The organism is Idiomarina solivarensis, from assembly GCF_033052755.1.
GTDB lineage: Bacteria > Pseudomonadota > Gammaproteobacteria > Enterobacterales > Alteromonadaceae > Idiomarina.
Genome location: NZ_JAVFHZ010000004.1, coordinates 271,616 through 291,408, shown reverse-complemented (window position 1 = coordinate 291,408; position 19,793 = coordinate 271,616). Strand labels below are relative to the sequence as shown.

Genomic DNA, 19,793 nt, shown 5'->3' with positions numbered 1-19,793 from the left:
GTAAAATGCCATTTTATTAAAAACAAAAACAGTAAAAATTGTTTTTATCAGTATTTCACGGAGAGCCGTTAAATGAATCCGATTGCTTTGGTGTTACTTGCTTTTGCCATGTCGACAGATGCTTTTGCTGCATCGATAGCGAAAGGCGCGAGTTTAAACCGGCCGAAGTTTTCTGAAGCGCTGAGAATGGGGTTTATTTTTGGGTGTATTGAAGGCTTAACACCTATTCTTGGTTGGTTATTAGGTCGGTCTGCGGTGAGTTACGTTGAAACCTGGGATCACTGGTTAGCATTTGGTTTGTTGCTTATCCTCGGGTTGCATATGATCGATCAGGGGTTAAAGCCAGAGGAAAATGTTGTAAAACCCGTTAAGCATTCCTTTATTAAACTTGTAATAACCGCTATAGGGACGAGCATTGACGCCATGGCGGTAGGTGTCAGCCTGGCATTTATAGAAGGCGTGAATATCTTTGTTGCTGCGGGACTCATTGGGTTGGCAACGACCATAATGGTGACAATTGGGGTTCTTTGTAGCCGTGCCGTCAGTAACATATTTGGTCATCGCGCAGAAATTGTCGGCGGAATAACCTTAATTTGCGTAGGCGGGTGGATCCTGTTTAGCCACCTACAGCATTAATTAAGAAAGACTTGATTTAGTGTCTTTTGCCTTATTTTCCGATACAGAACGAGCCAAAAATTTGGCCTAATAGATCATCAGAAGTAAACTCGCCAGTAATTTCATTGAGGTGCTGTTGAGTTAGACGCAGCTCTTCTGCCAGTATTTCGCCGGCCATATTGGCCTCAAGTTGTTCCTGACCCTGCAGTAAATGAGTTTTTGCTTTCGCCAGGGCTTCTAAATGTCGGCGTCTTGCCATAAAGCTGCCTTCGGCATTTGTGCTGTAGCCAACACAGTGCTTCAAGTGTTCGCGAAGTAACTCAATACCGTGCCCTGTTTTGGCAGACAAATGAATAACGGGAATGCCGTTGTGTTCATCAATACCTGTCGGTTCTTCTGACAAATCAACTTTGTTCCGGATAACAGTGTAGGGCATGTCTTCCGGTAATTGAGCGAAAAACTCCGGCCATATGTCGTCAGGGTGAATGGCTGAGGTTTCCTGACTGTCGACCATAAAGAGTACCCGGTCGGCCTGGCGAATTTCATCCCAGGCGCGTTCAATACCAATTTTTTCAACGTGGTCAGGGCTTTCGCGTAAACCAGCCGTATCAATAATATGTAACGGCATACCGTCTATCTGAATGTGTTCACGCAGAACGTCGCGAGTGGTTCCTGCTATTTCGGTCACAATGGCGGACTCGCGTCCTGCCAATGCATTGAGCAAACTGGATTTACCCGCATTAGGGCGTCCGGCAATAACAATGCGCATGCCTTCACGCATGAGCGTGCCTTGCCTTGCTTCTTGTTCTATATGGAACAGTTGATCGATAATTTCGGCTAAATCGCCGGCAACCTTGCCATCGGAAAGAAAGTCGATTTCTTCGTCAGGGAAGTCTATAGCTGCCTCTACGTACATTCTAAGATGTATAACGGCATCCACTAACTGATCAATTTTGTGTGAGAACTCGCCTTTTAAGCTTTGTAATGCCGCTTTAGCGGCTTGTTCTGAATTGGTATCAATAAGGTCAGCAATGGCTTCTGCTTGAGTGAGGTCGAGCTTATCGTTCATAAAGGCGCGTTCACTGAATTCCCCAGGACGTGCAGGACGAATTCCCGGAAACTCTAGTATGGCTTTAATAATCATATCGATAAGAACCGGACCACCATGACCTTGAAGCTCAAGAACATCTTCTCCGGTAAAGGAGTTAGGCCCTTTGAAGAACAGCGCAATACCTTCGTCAAGAAGCTCGTTGTTGCTGTCGTAAAAAGGAAGATATTCGGCTTTTCGAGGTTTGGGACAATGGCCAAGCAGATGTTCAGCAACTTGTTTGGCTGCTGAACCACTGACACGAACGATACCAACACCACCGCGACCGGGTGGTGTGGCCTGAGCGACTATAGTGTCGTTAAAATCAGTTTCAGTTGTCATCGGTAGTGATTGGTGCATCGAAATCAGCTTTTATTGTAATGGTGTTATCCGAAATAGTTGTCATAACAAAGTTCGGTTGCCGAGGGTAAGATGGAAAAATATTAATGGAAATATTAGAAAACGTCGCTTTATTCGCGTTTTCGTCGAGGACTAAATCTATATTGCACATTTTCGCTTTACACTTTGCATTAAACCGTTCAATTCCGGACTGATTAACACGAGAGTAATAGAGTGTTTCGACTTCATTTCTCATATCATCACCCCAGGCATCGGGCGGAGCTTGCACGAATTTACGCTCTCGTTGTTCATTGAACCGTTCAGTAAATCGGTTTTCTGAAAGTTTTTGGAGTGCCGCAGATGTATTAGCTGTTGTTCTTTTAGTTTCAGGTTTCTCTGAAGATGAAGAATTGGGCAAATCACTATCCTCGTGAAACTCTGAGTTCTGGCTGGCAGAATATTTATCCGCTTCCGTATTTTGAGCAGTGGATTCTATAGACTCCGATATTTCAGTTGCGGGGCCACTTTCCGTTATTGAAATCTCAGACTGTTGGGGTTGTTGGGCATCAGTCGTAGGATCAGACTCTTGGTCGGAAATAATAAAAGCGATAAGACCTGCGATGATGACTAAATAAAAAAAATCCTTTTTATTCATTTCAGTACCCCAATAGGATTAAAGCCCGGCGTATGCCGGGCTATAACGTTGGATTATTTCTTATTACGGACGTTAATCCCTTTTTTCTCTAGGCCCCGGTAGATAATCAACATTTGAGCAATGGTGATTAAGTTACTGACCAGCCAGTATAGTACCAAACCGGACGGGAACCACAGGAAGAAGACGGTAAAGATAACCGGCATATACTGGAACAGTTTCTGCTGCATTGGGTCGGCAGTTGGTGTTGGCTGCAACCGTTGCATCAAGAACATACTGGCACCCATTAGTATAGGCAGGATGTAGTATGGGTCTTTGGTTGACAGATCCTGGATCCAGAATACAAATTGTGAATGACGCAATTCAACGCTTTCCAATAACACCCAATACAGCGCCAGGAATATGGGAAGCTGTAAAAGCATTGGCAAACAGCCGCCCAGAGGATTCACTTTTTCCTCTTTATACAGCTTCATCATGGCGCTCGACATTTTTTGTCTATCAGAACCATAACGCTCGCGCAGTGCTGTCATTTTAGGCTGAAGCATGCGCATTTTAGCCATAGACACGTACTGTGCTTTGGTTAACGGGAATAACAGCGCTTTGACAATAACGGTTGTCAGGATAATCGCCAGACCCCAGTTAATGACAATGCTTTGCAAAAATTGCAGCAACTTAAAGATAGGCTGAGCTAACCACCACAGGAAACCATAATCGACGGTTAAGTCTAAATGCTCAACAATTTTAGCCATGGCGTCCTGGTCTTTAGGACCTAAGTAGACTTCGGCTTCAATGGTTTCGGCCGTGCCGGCTTCAATTTGAGTCATTGGGTAAATAACACCGATAATGCCCTGATTACCACTAGCTACCCGTGAAAATAAACGGTTTGCCTGTTGCTGAGTAGGGATCCATGCTGAAGCAAAATAATGCTCAAGCATACCGACCCAGCCGGTTTGAGAGGTGATGTTTAAACGACTTTCCTTCATTTCTTCAAAGTCGTATTTTTCAAATTTATCTTCAGAGTGTGAATAAGCGGCACCAAAATAGGTGGGCATAATCATGCTGCCACTCTCACCGGTCGCCATAGAGCGTTTCAATTGGCCATAGAACTGGGTATTGAGTGCGCTATCGGTTGTGTTTTGAATTTCAAATCGGACACCAACATTGTATTTGCCGGGTTTGAAAGTAAATATTTTACGATAGATTGCACCGTTCTGAGCCGTATAGGTCAGAGGAACTTCAATAATTTCGCTTTTTGACTGATAGCTTTCTTTTTCGAAGCTATAGGATGGGCGACCATCTTTGCCCGCATCTATTCCATCCGGGCCTATAAGACCAGACTGAGCAACATAGACATTATTGGGGCGCTTCTGGAATAGTTGGAACCGCTCTTCTGTGCCTAAGTCTTTTGCAAATTTCAGCAACTTAGCTGAAACAATATCGCCACCGCGAGTATCAATTTGAACATCTAATACATCGGTGCGTACACGAATGGTGCTTTCTGACTGTTGAGTAATAACCGGCTGGTCACCTTTAGGTACGTCCGCCGAAATTGCAGAACCACCTGAAGGGACATCGTTGCTTTCGGCGTTAGAACCTGACTGTGTCGATGTCGCGGTTTCAGGTGCTTTTGTTCCTGGTGCGGTTTGCACCATCCATTTTTGGTATAGGAAAAAAGACACCACTAAAAAGGCAATAAATAATATCGTGCGTGGCGAATTCATAATGATTTCGTCTCTGTTGGCTGTTTTAGTAAAGATTCGGATTGACTGTTATTTTCTGGTTTGGCGTCTTGCTTAGCGGGCGGTACTGGGTCATAGCCGCCTTCGTGGGCGGGGTGACATTTTCCAACTCGTACAGCGGCAAGGCCAATACCACGGATTGTACCGTGTTTTTGAATAGCCTCACAGGCATAATGTGAGCAAGATGGATAAAATCGGCAACGAGGGCCTAGCAATGGGCTAATAAACCATTGATAAACCTTTATTAACGCGATTGGTATTGTTCGCAACGCTTTGCTAATTTTCGCCATAAATAATTCAATGTATCCCGTAATGCGGCGTTATCCTGCTCGACAATACCCTGCTTGGCAATAATTACAATGTCAAAAGCGGGAATTTTATGTTGCTTTAAACGGAAGGTTTCACGTATCTGTCGTTTGATGCGATTTCGGTCAACAGCGCGCTTAGCCCGCTTTTTGCTGACAGTAACACCAATACGTGGATGTCCGAGCTCGTTAGGAGTTGCCAACATGGTGACATGAGCAGTTACGGCTTTTACAGGAGGATTTGAAAATACAGTCTGGAAATGAGAGGGAGTTAACAGACGTAACTCCCTTCCGTATGAGATACTTTTATGCACTCAGTACTTTACGACCACGAGCACGGCGGCGAGCCAGTACTTTACGGCCATTTTTTGTTGCCATGCGAGCACGGAAACCGTGAGAGCGCTTGCGCTTTAATACGCTTGGTTGAAATGTTCTTTTCATAACTAATATTCCATCGGTCAGTTTGCTATTTCCCACGCTGGCCGAAAAAGTTGAAACCAAACGTGAACGGAATTTTTTAGAGCGCGGATCTTACCGATCTTTTTGCATTGAGTCAATGACTAGACACGGTTTTAGGCGATAAATCCTAAATTAATATCATCCACAATCTAATGAGATTATAACATTAATAATGTGGATAAAATAACAGTTATTCACCGTTCTGGCGTTTTCTTTGTTAATTGGCTTTTCGCCTTTTTAAGCAAGTTATGCGCCACTTTTAAACTATTTTCTAATTTTTAACTCCTTTATTCATGCTGTTTTCAAGCAGTTTATGCTAGCGAATATGAACTGAGTGAAGTACAATATTTGGTTATGATAATAAGAAACGATCCAGGAGAAGAGTGTGAATAATTCGCTTTGGCAACAATGTGCAGAGCGACTGCAATCGGAATTACCGTTACAGCAGTTCAACACGTGGATCAGACCTCTACAAGCCAAGCTTAATGGCGAAACCCTGACGTTGTTCGCGCCGAACATTTACTCGGTAGACTGGGTGCGCGACAAATACTTGAAAACCATCAATACGTATTTGGAAGCTCTGTGTGACGAGAAAGTGCCTAACGTTATTTTAAAGGTTGGTGAAGCCGCTCCAACGCAAAGAAGTAATAGCACTCAGCAAAGAGCCAGCGGTCCCCGCCGGAATTCGCCTAGTTTTTCGTCGAACAATACCGATACGGAAGTTCCTTTTGAAAGCAACATTCACCCTGAATATACCTTCGACAACTTCGTAGAGGGTAAATCGAACCAATTGGCCCGTGCTGCAGCTATTCAGGTAGCTGAAAACCCCGGGGGCGTTTATAACCCGCTTTTTGTTTATGGTGGTACCGGCTTAGGTAAAACCCACCTTTTGCACGCCGTGGGTAACGGCATTATGGCGCACAAAAAAGACGCTAAAGTGTTCTATATCCGGGCGGAGCGTTTTGTGCAGGATATGGTCAATTCAATTAGGAACAGTTCAACCAACGAATTTAAGCGTTATTATCGTTCGGTCGATGCTTTGCTAATAGACGACATTCATTTCTTTGCGAATAAAAAGGGCTCTCAGGAAGAATTCTTCCATACTTTCAATGCGTTGTTAGAAGGTAACCAGCAAATTATTATGACCAGCGATCTTTATCCTAAAGAAATAGATGGAGTAGAAGATCGATTGAAGTCGCGCTTTGGCTGGGGTCTGACTATTGCTATTGAGCCTCCTGAGTTAGAGACTCGGGTCGCTATCTTAATGCGCAAAGCCGATGAACGCGGTTTGAATATGCCGCATGAAGTGGCCTTTTTTATCGCCAAACGGTTACGGTCTAACGTCCGTGAATTAGAAGGTGCGTTAAATCGAGTCGTTGCCAATGTACAGCTTACCGGTCGAACAATTACTATTGATTTCGTAAGGGAAGCGTTGCGGGACTTAATTGCTGCTCAGGAAAAACTGGTTACGATAGATAACATCCAGAAGACCGTTGCAGAATACTATAATATTAAACTGGCCGACATTTTGTCGAAACGCCGTAGCCGTTCAGTTGCTCGACCAAGGCAATTGGCAATGGCATTATCAAAAGAGTTAACGAACCACAGTTTACCTGAAATTGGTGATGCATTTGGTGGTCGGGACCACACAACGGTTTTGCATGCTTGTCGGAAGATACAAGAATTAAAAGATGCACAGCACGACATAAAAGAAGACTATAGAAATCTTATTCGGACATTGTCGTCATAAAGTGTCGTTATAAACAGGGGACTCAGTCATGAAATTTTCAATTAACCGCGATGCTTTTCTCAAGCCGCTGCAGGTCGTCAGTGGTGCTGTTGAGCGGCGGCATACCTTACCTATTTTATCAAACTTGCTGTTGCAAGTTGATAATGGCCAGCTAAAGCTGACCGGGACGGATCTAGAAGTTGAACTTGTTTCGGCTGTGCCACTAGAGTCGGCTGATATGGATGCGGCAGTTACCGTGCCGGCTAAAAAATTGCTGGATATTGTGCGGAGTTTACCTGAAGGTTCAACAATAGAATTTACCTCTCAGGAAGACAGCGCAACGGTTAAATCCGGTCGCAGTAAATTTAAACTGAGTACCTTGCCGTCAGACGACTTTCCAAATATAGATGACTGGAAAAGTGATATCCACTTGGTGACAGAGCAAGCCATACTGAAAGACTTAATGGAAAAGACACACTTTTCAATGGCTAACCAGGACGTACGTTATTACCTGAATGGTATGCTGTTCGAAACTGACAATGGCATGCTGCGTTCAGTGGCCACCGATGGCCATCGGTTGGCTATGAGTACCTGTGCGATAGATCAGCCAGGTTTGGCTCAGCGCCAGGTTATAGTGCCTAGAAAGGGTGTTGTCGAGCTGCTTCGGTTATTGGGAGACGACGACAAGGAAGTTTCAGTTTCTATTGGAAACAATCATATTCGAGTTGAAACCCCAGAGCTTGTTTTTACCAGCAAATTGGTTGATGGCCGCTTCCCGGATTATCGCCGTGTTCTGCCTAGCGGTGGTGATAAAGTAGTTGTTGCCCAACGTGACGCTTTGCGTCAATCTTTTGGTCGCGCTTCAATTTTATCTAATGAGAAGTTTCGCGGTGTGCGGTTAAATCTGAGTAGCGGTGAACTTTGTATTACGGCAACCAACCCTGAACAAGAACAAGCTGAAGAAGTCATTGAAGTGGATTATCAAGGCGAGGATTTGGAGATTGGTTTCAATGTTAGCTATTTGCTGGATGTTCTGAACAATATAGATGACGAACAGGTGTCCTTTACGTTATCTGATTCCAATAGCAGTGCGCTTATAGAACCCCAGCATGACGAGTCTTGTTGTTACGTTATTATGCCAATGCGTTTGTAATACCAAGCATTAATGTTCATTGAGACGTTGAACCTTAGCCACTTCCGAAACTTTTCGGAGGTGGCTTTGTCCCCCAGCCCCAAAGTAAACATCATAACCGGCGATAACGGCTCCGGAAAAACCAGTCTGCTTGAAGCTATCTATTTGCTAGGCTTTGGCCGTTCCTTTCGGCCCGGCGGGTTTCGCCAGTTGATTAAGGAAGGACAGCCGGGTTTTACCGTTTTTTGCCGATCGCAAGATTACGCGATAGGTGTGAGGCGGAGTAACAATGGTGAACAATCTCTGAGGTTGAATGGCGCCAATGTGCAACGCATGTCGGACGTTGCACGTTTAGTCCCTGTGCAATTACTTACACCAGAATCGGTTGATATTCTTTTGGAGGGTCCAGGCCAAAGAAGACAGTTTATCGATTGGGGTGTGTTCCACGTGGAACATTCTTTCTATTCTGACTGGGTGGCTTACACACAACTGCTTAAGCAAAGAAACAGTTTATTAAAGCAGCGCTCACTTCCGACAAGAGAAGACCGTTACTGGAAAGAGCAGTTGGCTTACTATGGCGAGCGGATAAGTAAAAGTCGCGAAAAATATCTAGAAGAACTTAATGATTATATACAAGAATTAGCGAAATCTTTTCTCTCCGATGTTACAATGGAGGTTCGATTAAAATCAGGCTGGGATACTAGCCAAAGCTTATTTGACGCCTTAGAAAGCCATACAGAGAAAGATAAGAAATACGGCTTTACCTCAGTTGGGGCACATAAGGCAGATATAAAAGTGATAGCGGACGGGGTAGAAGTAAAACATCGCCTGTCTCGCGGACAATTAAAGACCGCGATAACCGCTTTAAAGTTAGCGCAAGGGAAGCATTACCAAAAAATAAAAAGGCAACCCTGCATTTATTTAGTCGATGATTTAACGTCAGAGCTTGATTCAAGAAACCAAGCGTTACTCTGTCGTGAGTTAGAAAATCTAGACGCACAAGTGTTTATCACCGCAATTACTGGAAAGCAGTTGTCGGATAAATTTCAAAAATCACCCCGAATGTTCCACGTGGAACATGGGGTAATAAACGAATGATATCGAGATAATACTATGGAAGAAAATAATTACGGTTCATCGAGTATCAAGGTTCTGAAAGGGTTGGATGCGGTTCGCAAACGCCCGGGTATGTACATTGGTGACACAGATGATGGAACTGGTCTGCACCACATGGTTTTTGAAGTTGTCGATAACTCTATTGACGAAGCCTTAGCTGGGCATTGTTCAGAAATTATGGTTATCATTCACTCTGATGGTTCTGTCAGTGTAAAAGATGATGGTCGCGGAATACCAGTTGATATACATGAGGAAGAAGGCGTTTCCGCCGCTCAGGTTATTATGACGGTACTGCACGCCGGCGGTAAATTCGACGATAATTCATATAAAGTGTCAGGTGGTCTGCACGGCGTCGGTATTTCGGTTGTAAATGCGCTATCTGAGAAACTGCAACTGACCATTCGCAGACAAGGTCAAGTTTATGAGCAAACTTACCATATGGGTGAACCCGATAGTGACGTTGAGCCTGTTGGGGAAACCGAAGCAACCGGTACTGAACTACGTTTTTGGCCGAGCCATGAAACCTTTACTAATACTGAATTTCACTACGATATTCTAGCAAAACGCTTGCGGGAATTATCGTTTTTGAATTCTGGTGTTGGCATACGTTTACGCGATGAACGCGATGACCGTGAAGATTTGTTTAAATACGAAGGTGGTATCGCTGCTTTCGTTAACTACCTCAATAAAAATAAAACACCTATTCACCAAAAAGCATTCTATTTTTCTGTTCAAAGAGACGATGGCATTGCAGTCGAAATCAGCATGCAGTGGAATGACTCTTTCCAGGAAAACATCTACTGTTTCACTAATAATATTCCACAGCGCGACGGTGGAACCCATTTAGCTGGTTTCCGGGCGGCACTAACCCGTACGTTAAACAGCTACATGGAAAAAGAAGGTTTTACCAAAAAGACTAAAACCTCGGCAACCGGTGATGACGCGCGTGAAGGTTTAACTGCTATTATTTCTGTTAAGGTACCGGATCCTAAATTTTCCTCGCAAACAAAAGATAAGCTTGTCTCTTCAGAGGTGAAGTCTGCAGTTGAGCAGTCTATGAATGAACAGTTAGCCGATTATCTTTTAGAAAATCCGGGCGAAGCAAAACTTATTATCAATAAAATTATCGATGCAGCAAGGGCTCGCGAAGCGGCTCGAAAAGCGCGTGAGATGACACGCCGAAAAGGCGCATTAGATATTGCGGGCTTACCCGGAAAGCTTGCGGATTGTCAGGAAAAAGACCCGGCCTTATCTGAACTTTATATTGTGGAGGGTGATTCTGCAGGTGGTTCAGCGAAGCAGGGACGTAATCGTAAAAACCAGGCAATTTTGCCGTTAAAAGGTAAAATACTTAACGTAGAAAAAGCTCGTTTTGACAAAATGTTGTCCTCTGTTGAAGTGGGAACTTTGATTACCGCGATGGGTTGCGGCATTGGTCGTGACGAATATAACCCGGATAAAACGCGCTATCACCGTATTATCATCATGACCGATGCTGATGTTGACGGTTCTCACATTCGTACTTTGTTATTGACGTTCTTCTACCGTCAAATGCCGGAAATTATCGAACGCGGATACATCTATATTGCTCAGCCGCCACTTTATAAGGTGAAGAAGGGTAAGCAAGAGGTTTATATTAAAGATGATCCAGCGTTGATTCGTTATCTGACCAGCTTAGCTTTGGATAATGCGTCGTTGCACGTTAACGAAACCGCACCAGGTATCGCTGGCGATAAGCTTGAAGCGTTAGTTAACGGCTACCAGATGGCTCAGGAAAATATCAAACGGCTAAGCCGTCGTATGCCAGAACGCTTCTTGCAGCGACTCTTTTATGCGCCACGCCTTACTGATGACCGTCTAAAAGACAAAAGCTACATGGAAAAATGGGTTAAAACATTAAACGATGATTTAACTGCGCGGGAAGTAGATTCTGCAACTTACACGGTTTCATTGCATGAAGATACCGAACGTAAGATGTGGCTGCCAGCGACTACCATTCGCCAACACGGCGTCGATACAGATTATCCGCTTAACTATGAATTCTTAATGTCGAAAGACTACGAACAAATAGTGACGCTTGGCGAAGAAATAGATTCTTTGGTTGAGCCTGGCGGATACGTTTTGCGCGGCGATAAAAAGGAGCCCGTTGACCACTTTGTTGATGCAGTCGAGTGGATGATTAATGAATCTAAACGAGGCCTCTATGTGCAGCGCTATAAAGGTTTGGGCGAAATGAACCCGGATCAGCTTTGGGAAACAACCATGGATCCAGCTACTCGTCGTATGCTCCAGGTAACTATTGAGGATGCAATTGGTGCAGACCAATTATTTACGACCCTGATGGGCGATGAAGTTGAACCGCGCAGAGCCTTTATCGAATCAAATGCACTTAAAGTGGCGAACTTAGACGTTTAAAAATAACGATTGAAGTAGTTAGCCACAAAAAATCCGGTTCATGAAAGTGAGCCGGATTTTTATTTTTTATAAATCAGCTGGTTAATTACTGAAGAAGAGAAATATCTGCAATTTTTAAGAACAGCTGCCGCAATCTGAACAGCAGGTTAAGTCTATTGATACGAACATCGTTGTTGTCCGCATTAACCATAACGTGTTCAAAAAACGCATCGACAGGCTCTTTAAGCTCAGATAAATGGGTGAGGGCGTCACTGTACTCAGCGTTAGCAATAAGTGGCTCAACCGTGCTCTCAGTTTGCTTAACTAACTGGTACAGGCTTGTTTCCGACTCTTCCTGGAGAAGCTCCTCTTTCACGTCGCCCGAAATTGGTTCCTCAGATTTTGCTAAAATATTACCCACTCGTTTGTTCGCAGCGGCCAGGCTCTCGGCTGAAGTCAGAGACTTAAACCGTTGCACTGCTTTCACGCGCTGGTCAAAGTCGGTGGGTTTCGAGGGGGAGCGTGCGAGTACGGACTGTATAACGTCAACAGAAATGCCTTGCTCTACGTACCAAGGACGGAATCGACCTAGTAGAAAGTCGAATACGTCAGCAGCAACGGTTTCGTTTGTTAATTTTCCACCGAAACCTTCTACCGATATCCTTAGCAGATCATTTAAATCTAATGGCAGATTTCGCCCGACTAACGTGCGTAGTAAACCTAACGCAGCACGACGCAGAGCGAATGGGTCACGATCGCCTTTAGGAACCTGGCCTATTCCAAAAATACCAACCAGAGTATCTAGCTTATCGGCCAGAGCAACTGCGCTAGCTTCTTTTGTTATGGGTAAGTCGTCACCAGAAAAACGTGGCCAGTAATGCTGCTCAATTGCCTCAGCAACAGTCGCGCTTTCGCCATCACTAAGTGCATAGTGTTTGCCCATAACGCCCTGGGTTTCTGGAAATTCGGACACCATATCGGAAACTAAGTCGGCTTTACAAAGTAGGCCCGCTCTTTCAGCAGCTTCTACGTTAGCGTTTAATTCGGCGGCGATTTTACCTGCTAGCACCGAAATGCGACGTGCTTTGTCACCAATACTGCCCAGTTGTTTTTGAAACAGTACAGAATCGAGCGAAGAAACTCGTGATTCGAGAGGTTTCTTCTTATCAGATTCAAAGAAGAACTGAGCATCGGCAAGGCGAGGGCGAACGACTTTTTCATTGCCCTGGATAATTTGCTGAGGGTCGCGGCTATCGATGTTGGTAATGAAGATAAACCGAGATAACAAGTTACCCTTGCCGTCTTCAACAGGGAAGTAGCGCTGGTCGTCCTTCATAGTGACTATCAACGGCTCTTTAGGTACCGCTAAAAAGCCCTGGTCGAAACTGGCGGTTAATGCGACAGGCCATTCAACCAGTGCTGCAACCTCTTCCACCAACTCATCGTCCTGTATGACTTGGCCACCAAGTTCAGCTGCGAGACGAGATACTTCAGACTGAATAGTGCTGATACGCTCTTCAAAGTTAGCGATCACTTTCGCTTCGCGCAGCTTAGCAACGTAGTTGTCGGCGTGGTCGAGTTCGAATCCTTCAGGAGAATGGAAGCGGTGCCCTTGAACAAAGCGGGCACTCCTTGTTTCCAGTATTTCAGAATCGATAAGCTCGCTACCAAGCAGGATAGTCAGCGTATGAACCGGACGAATAAACTGCGCGGTACTGTTACCCCAACGCATCGGCTTGGGGATAGGGAGAGTCTTTATGGACGCTTCCAGAATACCCTGCATTAATTCAGCCAGTGGCTGGCCCTTTACAGTCGCCTTATGCAGCAGCCATTCGCCTTTATCGGTTTTTAGGCGCTCCGCTTCATCTACAGTGATGCCATTGGAGCGAGCCCAGCCCTCGGCTGCCTTTGTTGGCTTACCGGAGTCATCAAACGCGACATTAATCGCAGGTCCGCGCTTTTCAACCGCTTTATCTTTTTGTTCTGTTTCAACCTGTTTTACCATAACTGCCAACCGACGGGGGGTCGCATAAGCTTCAATAGAGTCAAAACTTAAATCTGCACTTTTCAAACCCGCTTCTAAACCCGCTTTCAAACTATCGCGCAGAGATTTTAATGCTTTTGGCGGCAGCTCTTCGGTACCTAGCTCAATCAATAAATTTTCTTTTTGCACGGCGCTGCTCTCCTTAGTTCGCTGCTGGTTTGCTATTGTCTTGGGCTAAAGGGAAACCAAGAGCTTCGCGGGACTGGTAATACACTTCGGCAACGGCCTTCGCCATCGTTCTGACTCGAAGTATGTAGCGTTGCCTTTCGGTGACAGAGATTGCGTGTCGGGCATCCAGCAAATTAAACGCGTGAGACGCGCGCATCACTTGCTCGTAAGCGGGCAAAGCGAGTGATTTTTCAATTAACAGCTCACACTCTTTCTCACAATCGTCAAAGCGACGGAAAAGCACATCGACATCGGCGTACTCGAAGTTATAAGTCGACTGTTCAACTTCGTTCTGGTGAAATACGTCCCGATAGTAGATCTTACCGCGCGGGCCGTCAGCCCAGACCAGGTCGTAAATGCTGTCAACGCCTTGAATGTACATGGCGAGTCGCTCAAGGCCGTACGTGATTTCCCCGGCCACTGGACGACATTCTATGCCGCCAACCTGCTGAAAATAAGTAAATTGTGTGACTTCCATGCCGTTAAGCCAAACTTCCCAGCCGAGACCCCAGGCACCCAGGGTAGGAGACTCCCAGTTATCTTCCACGAAGCGTATGTCGTGAGTTAGAGGATCAAAACCAAGCATTTCTAGTGAGCCCAGATAAAGCTCCTGAATGTCTTTAGGTGACGGTTTCATAATGACCTGAAACTGATAGTAATGCTGAAGTCGGTTGGGGTTTTCGCCATAACGGCCGTCGGTTGGCCGGCGGCAGGGTTGCACATAGGCAAAACTGGCGGGCTCCGGACCTAATGAGCGCAAAAAGGTCATGGGATGAAAGGTGCCTGCGCCCACTTCCATATCTAATGGCTGAACGACAGCACAACCTTGTTGAGCCCAGTAATTTTGAAGAGCAAGAATAAGCCCCTGAAAGGTTTTAACATCGTACGTCGACATACGCATTCTCTGCTTTATTATTTGTGGTTGACCAAGGGTCGAAAAATATGTGTAGATTATACCCTCTGAATCGCCTTGGTTATAGGGGAAGGCATGACAAATAATCTGGTGGAACGTTGTTCGTGGTGCGAATCTGCCGACGACTACCGTGCGTATCACGACACTGTGTGGGGACGACCGGTGCGCGATCCGATAGAACTGTTCGCAAAACTGTGTCTGGATGGCCAACAGGCGGGCCTTAGCTGGATAACCATATTGCGAAAACAGGCCGGTTACGAAAAGGCCTTTCTAGACTTTGAGCCGAAGGCTATTGTGGCAATGAATGATGCGGATCGTGAATTGCTGTACAGCAACCGTGATATTATTCGTAGCAGAGCTAAAATCGATGCCATTTTTACAAACGCGGAAGCTTTTTTAAAATTAGAAGAAAAGGGTGTTCAATTTGAGCAGTGGCTATGGCAGTTCGTCGGTGGTTCACCGATTATTAATGCGTATCGAACGCAAAGTGAGATTCCGACCGAGACTGATGCTTCCCATAACATGGCAAAAGCGTTAAAAAAGGAAGGGTTTAAGTTTGTCGGGCCGACCATTTGCTATGCTTTTATGGAAGCAGTTGGTATGGTGAACGACCATGTGACCAGCTGTCATTGTTATCAGCCTGTTGCTGAACAAATGAAACAATTTACGTTGTAAAAATGAGCGAAGGACGAATGATAGAAATTACTCTTGCCGATTATAGCAACCCCAAACACCGCAGCGCTGTTATTGCCATGCTGGACGCTTATGCCAAAGACCCAATGGGCGGTGGAGAAGGGATATCAAGTGAAGTTAAAGAAAGCCTGATTGATGAAATGGCCAAAAGAGACCATGTGTTTTCGTTATTAGCTTACGATGGAGACACACCGGTTGGCGTAGCAAACTGCGTTGAAGGGTTTTCAACGTTTGCGGCAAAACCTCTCATGAATATTCACGATATAGCGGTTATTCCTGAGTACCGTGGCCAGGGTGTTGCTCGTAAATTGTTAGAGGAAGTGAAAACGCTGGCTGAATTCAGAGGCTGTGTGAAACTCACTCTGGAAGTGTTAGAGAACAATGACCGAGCCAAACAAGCCTATAAGAACTTTGGCTTTGAGCCCTATGAATTAGGTGATGTAGGTCAGGCTGAGTTCTGGGAAATGTATTTAAACAAAGAGAAAGCCTGATGTCTTTGCATCAGGTTTTTAATGCGACTTCCTGACCCAGTAACGATACGGTGTTTCTTTCGTTTCTGAAGTAACCAATTCATGCTCCATAAATTCGCAAAAGCCCGGAATATCCCGGGTGGTTGCCGGATCATCAGCAATAATAAGCAAAACCTCTCCGACTGACATTTTACGAATAGCCGCACGCACAAGCATAACAGGCTCCGGGCACTTTAAGCCGAGGGTATCGAGTTCTTTGTCACAGTTAATCTGAGTCATTATTTCTAAAAGAATTAAGTGAAATTATTAGCTAGCTTAACACTTCGGGGGATGAGAGAGGAGCAATTAGGTCGCCCCTCCTTTTATTTGACGTAGGGCACTCAGAAACACGCCGTGAACCCATCCCTGGGGGCTTGACTGCAGCCATCCATGGCTGCAGACAGTTTCTGAGTGCCCTACGCCAACTAACAGCGGAGGAGCCACCTAATTGCTCCTCTCTGTTTCTCAGCGTTAAACTACCAGCATACGCTGTTTTCTTTAAACACGCTCAAACACGGTCGCGATACCCTGGCCAAGACCAATACACATAGTCGCAAGACCGAGCTTCGCGTCTTTCTCTTCCATCAGGTTGATTAGCGTGGTTGAGATACGCGCGCCTGAGCAGCCTAACGGGTGACCCAGTGCGATGGCACCACCGTTCAGGTTGACCTTTTCTTCCATCTTGTCGAAGAGTTTCAGGCCTTTTAATACCGGCAGAGACTGCGCAGCAAAAGCTTCGTTTAGTTCAACTACGTCGATGTCGTCAATAGATACACCTGCACGTTTCAGTGCTTTTTCTGTGGCTGGTACAGGACCATAGCCCATAATAGATGGATCGCAGCCGGCAACGGCCATAGAGCGAATTTTAACGCGTGGCTTAAGACCAAGCTCTTTGGCTTTGTCAGCTGACATCACCAGCATAGCCGCTGCGCCATCAGACAGAGCTGAAGAGGTGCCTGCGGTTACCGTGCCGTTAGCTGGGTCAAATACCGGACGAAGCTGTGACAAGCCTTCTGCGGTGGTTTCAGGACGTATTACTTCATCTTCAGTAACACGTACCAGTTCGCCGTCAGCGTTGTGACCATTCATTGCGTAAATCTCTTTAGCAAAGCGGCCTTCCACGGTAGCTTCGTGTGCTTTCTTATGAGAACGTGCGCCGAATTCATCTTGCTGTTCACGAGTAATACCAAACTTGCGCGACAATAACTCAGCGGTCATACCCATGCTGCCAGAGGCTTTCGCTACCGATTTATTCATGCCCGGGTGAAAGTCGATACCATGATCCATTGGTACGTGACCCATGTGTTCGACACCACCGGCCATAAAGATATCGCCGTCGCCGTTCATAATAGCGCGTGCTGCGTCATGCAGTGCCTGCATTGATGAACCACACAGGCGGTTAACGGTAACACCGGCCACTTTATGCGGAATACCGGCGATAAGTGCCGAATTACGAGCAATATTAAAGCCTTGTTCCAGGGTTTGCTGAACGCAGCCCCAGTAAATATCTTCCAGTTCTTCCGGGTTAACTTCCGGGTTACGCTCAAGTAAGCCCTTCATCAGCGCTGCTGAGAGGTCTTCGGCACGAGTATGGCGGAAAACACCATTTTTTGAACGCCCCATTGGCGTACGAATACAATCTACAATGACGATGTCTTTCATTTTAATAACCTCCTCAAGCCTTACTTCGCGCTGGTTGTGTCAAAGTAAGATTTACCGGCTTTAGCCATTTCGCGCATGCCGTCTGTTACCTGGTAAATTTCACCCAGGTGCGCGTACTTGTCCGCCAGTTGAATAAAGTTGTCCATTCCTAAAGTGTCCAGGTAACGGAAAGGACCGCCGCGGAATGGAGGGAAGCCTAAGCCATAGAGTAATGCCATGTCTGCTTCAGCAGCAGAACCGACAATGTCTTCTTCCAGGCAACGAACCACTTCGTTCACCATGGGGATCATGCAACGGGCAATGACTTCATCTGCGTCCAGTTTCTTACCTTGCTCACAGCCTAGCAGCTCGTAAGTGGCAGGATCCGCTTCTTTGGTTGGTTTACCTTTTTTGTCGGTGCCGTAAACGTAGAAGCCTTTGCCATTTTTCTGGCCATAGCGCTCAGCTGCTGCCAACTTCGCAATAGCGCTTGATGTGTCGCGCTTCATGCGGGTAGGGAAGCCTTCGGCCATCACTTCGGTGCAATGGTCTGCGGTGTCGATACCAACCACATCGCTTAAGTAAGCCGGTCCCATAGGCCAGCCAAACTGCTTCTCCATTACTTTGTCGATGCCGACGAAATCAACGCCTTCATCAACCATGCCGGCAAAGCCTGCCAAGTATGGGAATAGTACACGGTTTACCAGGAAGCCCGGGCAATCGTTAACGACGATAGGTGTTTTACTGAGTTTCAGCGCATAAGCGACAACGGCGTTAACAGTGTCATCAGAGGTTTTTTCGCCTCGGATAATTTCAACCAATGGCATTTTATGAACCGGGTTGAAAAAGTGCATACCGCAGAATTTTTCAGGGCGTTTTAGGTTTTTCGCCAGCTCAGTAATGGAAATAGTCGAGGTATTTGAGGTCAGAATGGCATCATCACCAATCACACCTTCTATTTCGGCCAGCACAGAGCCTTTGACTTTCGGGTTCTCAACAACCGCTTCCACGACAATATCGACGTCTTTAACGGCATCATTCAGCAGGGTTGGGGTAATAGATGACAAGACCTTAATCATCTTCTCGTTGCTCACCTTGCCGCGTTCAACGCCTTTTTTCAGGATCTTGCCGGCCTCTTTCATGCCTAGGTCTAAGGCGTCTTGCTTGATGTCTTTCATCACGGCTGGCACGCCTTTGGACGCAGACTGGTAAGCGATGCCGCCACCCATAATACCTGCGCCTAAAACACCTGCTGTTTTTATTTCTTTGGTTGCGGCTTTTGCGTATTTCTTCGACTTACCTTTTACGGCTTGATCGGCCAGGAAGATACCAACCTGTGCCTGACACGCGTCAGTTTGAGTCAGGTCGAAAAATGCGTTGTTTTCCGCTTTCAATGCGCCTTCACGGTGTTCGCGAGCGCCGTTTTCAATTGCTTCTAACGCCTTGTGCGGTGCCGGGTAGTGTTTACCAGCTTTGGCTGCAATTAAACCTTTAGCGGTAACCAGAGTCATCATTAACTCGGTGTCGTTAGCTTTCAGCGGCTCTAACTTAGGCTGACGCTTGGCTTTCCAGTCTTGCTCGCCGGCAGCGGCAGCTTTCGCTAAATTCAACGCCGCTTTTGTTAGGTTCTCTGGCTCAACAATCGCATCAATAGCGCCAACTTTAAGCGCGTCTTCTGCTTTGTTGTTTTTACCTGTGGTGATCCACTCTAAAGCGTTATCAGGACCAATAACGCGAGGTAAACGCATAGTGCCACCAAAGCCCGGGATAAGACCCAGTTTAACTTCAGGCAGGCCGATGGTTGCTGTGGTGTCCGCTACACGGTAATCACAGGCTAATAGTGCTTCACAACCACCGCCTAACGCGAAACCTTTAACCGCACCAACAGTGGGTACAGGCAGGTCTTCCAGTTGGTCAAATACGCGTGATGCTTTTGCTACCCAGCTGCGGGTCTTTTCTTGATCAGAGAACAGTGTCAGGAACTCTGTAATGTCAGCGCCGACAATAAAGGTCGATTTGCTACTGGTGACAATGACGCCACGCAGGTCATCTGTATCTTTAAGTTTTGTCAGCGCTTCGCTGAATTCTTCTAATGTTGCCTGGTCGAATTTATTAACCGAGCCTTTCGCATCAAATTGTAATTCTGCGAAACCTGGTTCGATAAAATCGACCCGAATGCTTTCACCTTGATAGATCATCTTGGGTCTCCCACGACTTCCATTAATTTGTTGCTGTAAAGAAACTGATTCTGTTATAGC

The 19,793-nt window shown here is 45.9% G+C and carries 18 protein-coding genes; 7 read left to right on the top strand and 11 right to left on the bottom strand.

What is annotated here, in order from left to right; all coding sequences use genetic code 11:
* Nucleotides 1-72 precede the first annotated feature (72 nt).
* Entirely contained in the window at nucleotides 73-636 is a 564-nt protein-coding gene (locus RBK99_RS08960; protein ID WP_317504261.1) for a manganese efflux pump MntP, read from the top strand.
* A 31-nt stretch (nucleotides 637-667) separates the two neighbouring features.
* Here the strand turns inward: RBK99_RS08960 and mnmE are convergent, their stop codons facing one another.
* The 6 genes from mnmE to rpmH are packed head-to-tail and all read right to left on the bottom strand — an operon-like array spanning nucleotide 668 to nucleotide 5,178.
* Nucleotides 668-2,044 (bottom strand): tRNA uridine-5-carboxymethylaminomethyl(34) synthesis GTPase MnmE, encoded by a 1,377-nt coding sequence (gene mnmE / locus RBK99_RS08955; RefSeq protein ID WP_317504292.1) that lies wholly within the window; start codon nucleotides 2,042-2,044, stop codon nucleotides 668-670.
* Nucleotides 2,034-2,696: a hypothetical protein gene (locus RBK99_RS08950; protein WP_317504260.1), complete on the bottom strand. Its 663-nt coding sequence runs from the start codon at nucleotides 2,694-2,696 to the stop codon at nucleotides 2,034-2,036. The genes mnmE and RBK99_RS08950 overlap by 11 nt, the downstream gene beginning before the upstream one ends.
* Nucleotides 2,697-2,749: 53 nt before the next feature.
* Complete coding sequence (gene yidC, locus RBK99_RS08945) at nucleotides 2,750-4,414, bottom strand: membrane protein insertase YidC (RefSeq protein WP_317504259.1); 1,665 nt, start codon at nucleotides 4,412-4,414, stop codon at nucleotides 2,750-2,752.
* Nucleotides 4,411-4,722: a membrane protein insertion efficiency factor YidD gene (gene yidD, locus RBK99_RS08940; protein WP_317504258.1), complete on the bottom strand. Its 312-nt coding sequence runs from the start codon at nucleotides 4,720-4,722 to the stop codon at nucleotides 4,411-4,413. Before yidD ends, yidC begins: the two co-directional genes overlap by 4 nt.
* The gene (gene rnpA, locus RBK99_RS08935; RefSeq protein WP_317504257.1) at nucleotides 4,677-5,051 is read right to left on the bottom strand and encodes a ribonuclease P protein component; all 375 of its coding nucleotides are present in this window, start codon (nucleotides 5,049-5,051) and stop codon (nucleotides 4,677-4,679) included. Before rnpA ends, yidD begins: the two co-directional genes overlap by 46 nt.
* Nucleotides 5,044-5,178: a 50S ribosomal protein L34 gene (gene rpmH, locus RBK99_RS08930; RefSeq protein WP_011235863.1), complete on the bottom strand. Its 135-nt coding sequence runs from the start codon at nucleotides 5,176-5,178 to the stop codon at nucleotides 5,044-5,046. Before rpmH ends, rnpA begins: the two co-directional genes overlap by 8 nt.
* 403 nt (nucleotides 5,179-5,581) lie before the next feature.
* On the opposite strand from rpmH, the gene dnaA reads away from it, so the two are divergent.
* The 4 genes from dnaA to gyrB are packed head-to-tail and all read left to right on the top strand — an operon-like array spanning nucleotide 5,582 to nucleotide 11,588.
* A complete protein-coding gene (dnaA, locus tag RBK99_RS08925) occupies nucleotides 5,582-6,946 on the top strand; it encodes a chromosomal replication initiator protein DnaA (protein ID WP_317504256.1) in 1,365 nt (454 codons plus the stop codon).
* Nucleotides 6,947-6,974: 28 nt separating this feature from the next.
* Nucleotides 6,975-8,078: a DNA polymerase III subunit beta gene (gene dnaN / locus RBK99_RS08920; RefSeq protein ID WP_317504255.1), complete on the top strand. Its 1,104-nt coding sequence runs from the start codon at nucleotides 6,975-6,977 to the stop codon at nucleotides 8,076-8,078.
* A gap of 12 nt (nucleotides 8,079-8,090) precedes the next feature.
* A complete protein-coding gene (gene recF / locus RBK99_RS08915) occupies nucleotides 8,091-9,155 on the top strand; it encodes a DNA replication/repair protein RecF (protein ID WP_317504254.1) in 1,065 nt (354 codons plus the stop codon).
* Between the two features lie 15 nt (nucleotides 9,156-9,170).
* Nucleotides 9,171-11,588 (top strand): DNA topoisomerase (ATP-hydrolyzing) subunit B, encoded by a 2,418-nt coding sequence (gene gyrB / locus RBK99_RS08910; protein ID WP_317504253.1) that lies wholly within the window; start codon nucleotides 9,171-9,173, stop codon nucleotides 11,586-11,588.
* 85 nt (nucleotides 11,589-11,673) lie between these two features.
* On the opposite strand, the gene glyS is transcribed toward gyrB, so the two are convergent.
* Both glyS and glyQ read right to left on the bottom strand, forming a co-directional pair.
* Complete coding sequence (glyS, locus tag RBK99_RS08905) at nucleotides 11,674-13,740, bottom strand: glycine--tRNA ligase subunit beta (RefSeq protein ID WP_317504252.1); 2,067 nt, start codon at nucleotides 13,738-13,740, stop codon at nucleotides 11,674-11,676.
* A gap of 13 nt (nucleotides 13,741-13,753) precedes the next feature.
* Nucleotides 13,754-14,674, bottom strand: coding sequence for a glycine--tRNA ligase subunit alpha (gene glyQ, locus RBK99_RS08900; RefSeq protein ID WP_317504251.1), 921 nt, complete (start codon nucleotides 14,672-14,674; stop codon nucleotides 13,754-13,756).
* Between the two features lie 93 nt (nucleotides 14,675-14,767).
* Here glyQ and RBK99_RS08895 point away from each other — a divergent pair, with 93 nt between their 5' ends.
* Nucleotides 14,768-15,367 carry a DNA-3-methyladenine glycosylase I gene (locus tag RBK99_RS08895; RefSeq protein ID WP_317504250.1) on the top strand — a complete coding sequence of 200 codons (600 nt, stop codon included), beginning with the start codon at nucleotides 14,768-14,770 and terminating at the stop codon, nucleotides 15,365-15,367.
* Between the two features lie 17 nt (nucleotides 15,368-15,384).
* On the top strand, nucleotides 15,385-15,876 hold the full coding sequence (locus tag RBK99_RS08890) for a GNAT family N-acetyltransferase (RefSeq protein ID WP_317504291.1): 492 nt from the start codon (nucleotides 15,385-15,387) through the stop codon (nucleotides 15,874-15,876).
* Between the two features lie 18 nt (nucleotides 15,877-15,894).
* Here the strand turns inward: RBK99_RS08890 and tusA are convergent, their stop codons facing one another.
* From tusA to fadB, 3 genes are all read right to left on the bottom strand, one after another.
* Complete coding sequence (tusA, locus tag RBK99_RS08885) at nucleotides 15,895-16,134, bottom strand: sulfurtransferase TusA (RefSeq protein WP_317504249.1); 240 nt, start codon at nucleotides 16,132-16,134, stop codon at nucleotides 15,895-15,897.
* 258 nt (nucleotides 16,135-16,392) lie between these two features.
* Complete coding sequence (gene fadA / locus RBK99_RS08880) at nucleotides 16,393-17,556, bottom strand: acetyl-CoA C-acyltransferase FadA (RefSeq protein WP_317504248.1); 1,164 nt, start codon at nucleotides 17,554-17,556, stop codon at nucleotides 16,393-16,395.
* Nucleotides 17,557-17,576: 20 nt separating this feature from the next.
* Nucleotides 17,577-19,733 (bottom strand): fatty acid oxidation complex subunit alpha FadB, encoded by a 2,157-nt coding sequence (gene fadB / locus RBK99_RS08875; RefSeq protein ID WP_317504247.1) that lies wholly within the window; start codon nucleotides 19,731-19,733, stop codon nucleotides 17,577-17,579.
* Nucleotides 19,734-19,793: the final 60 nt, after the last annotated feature.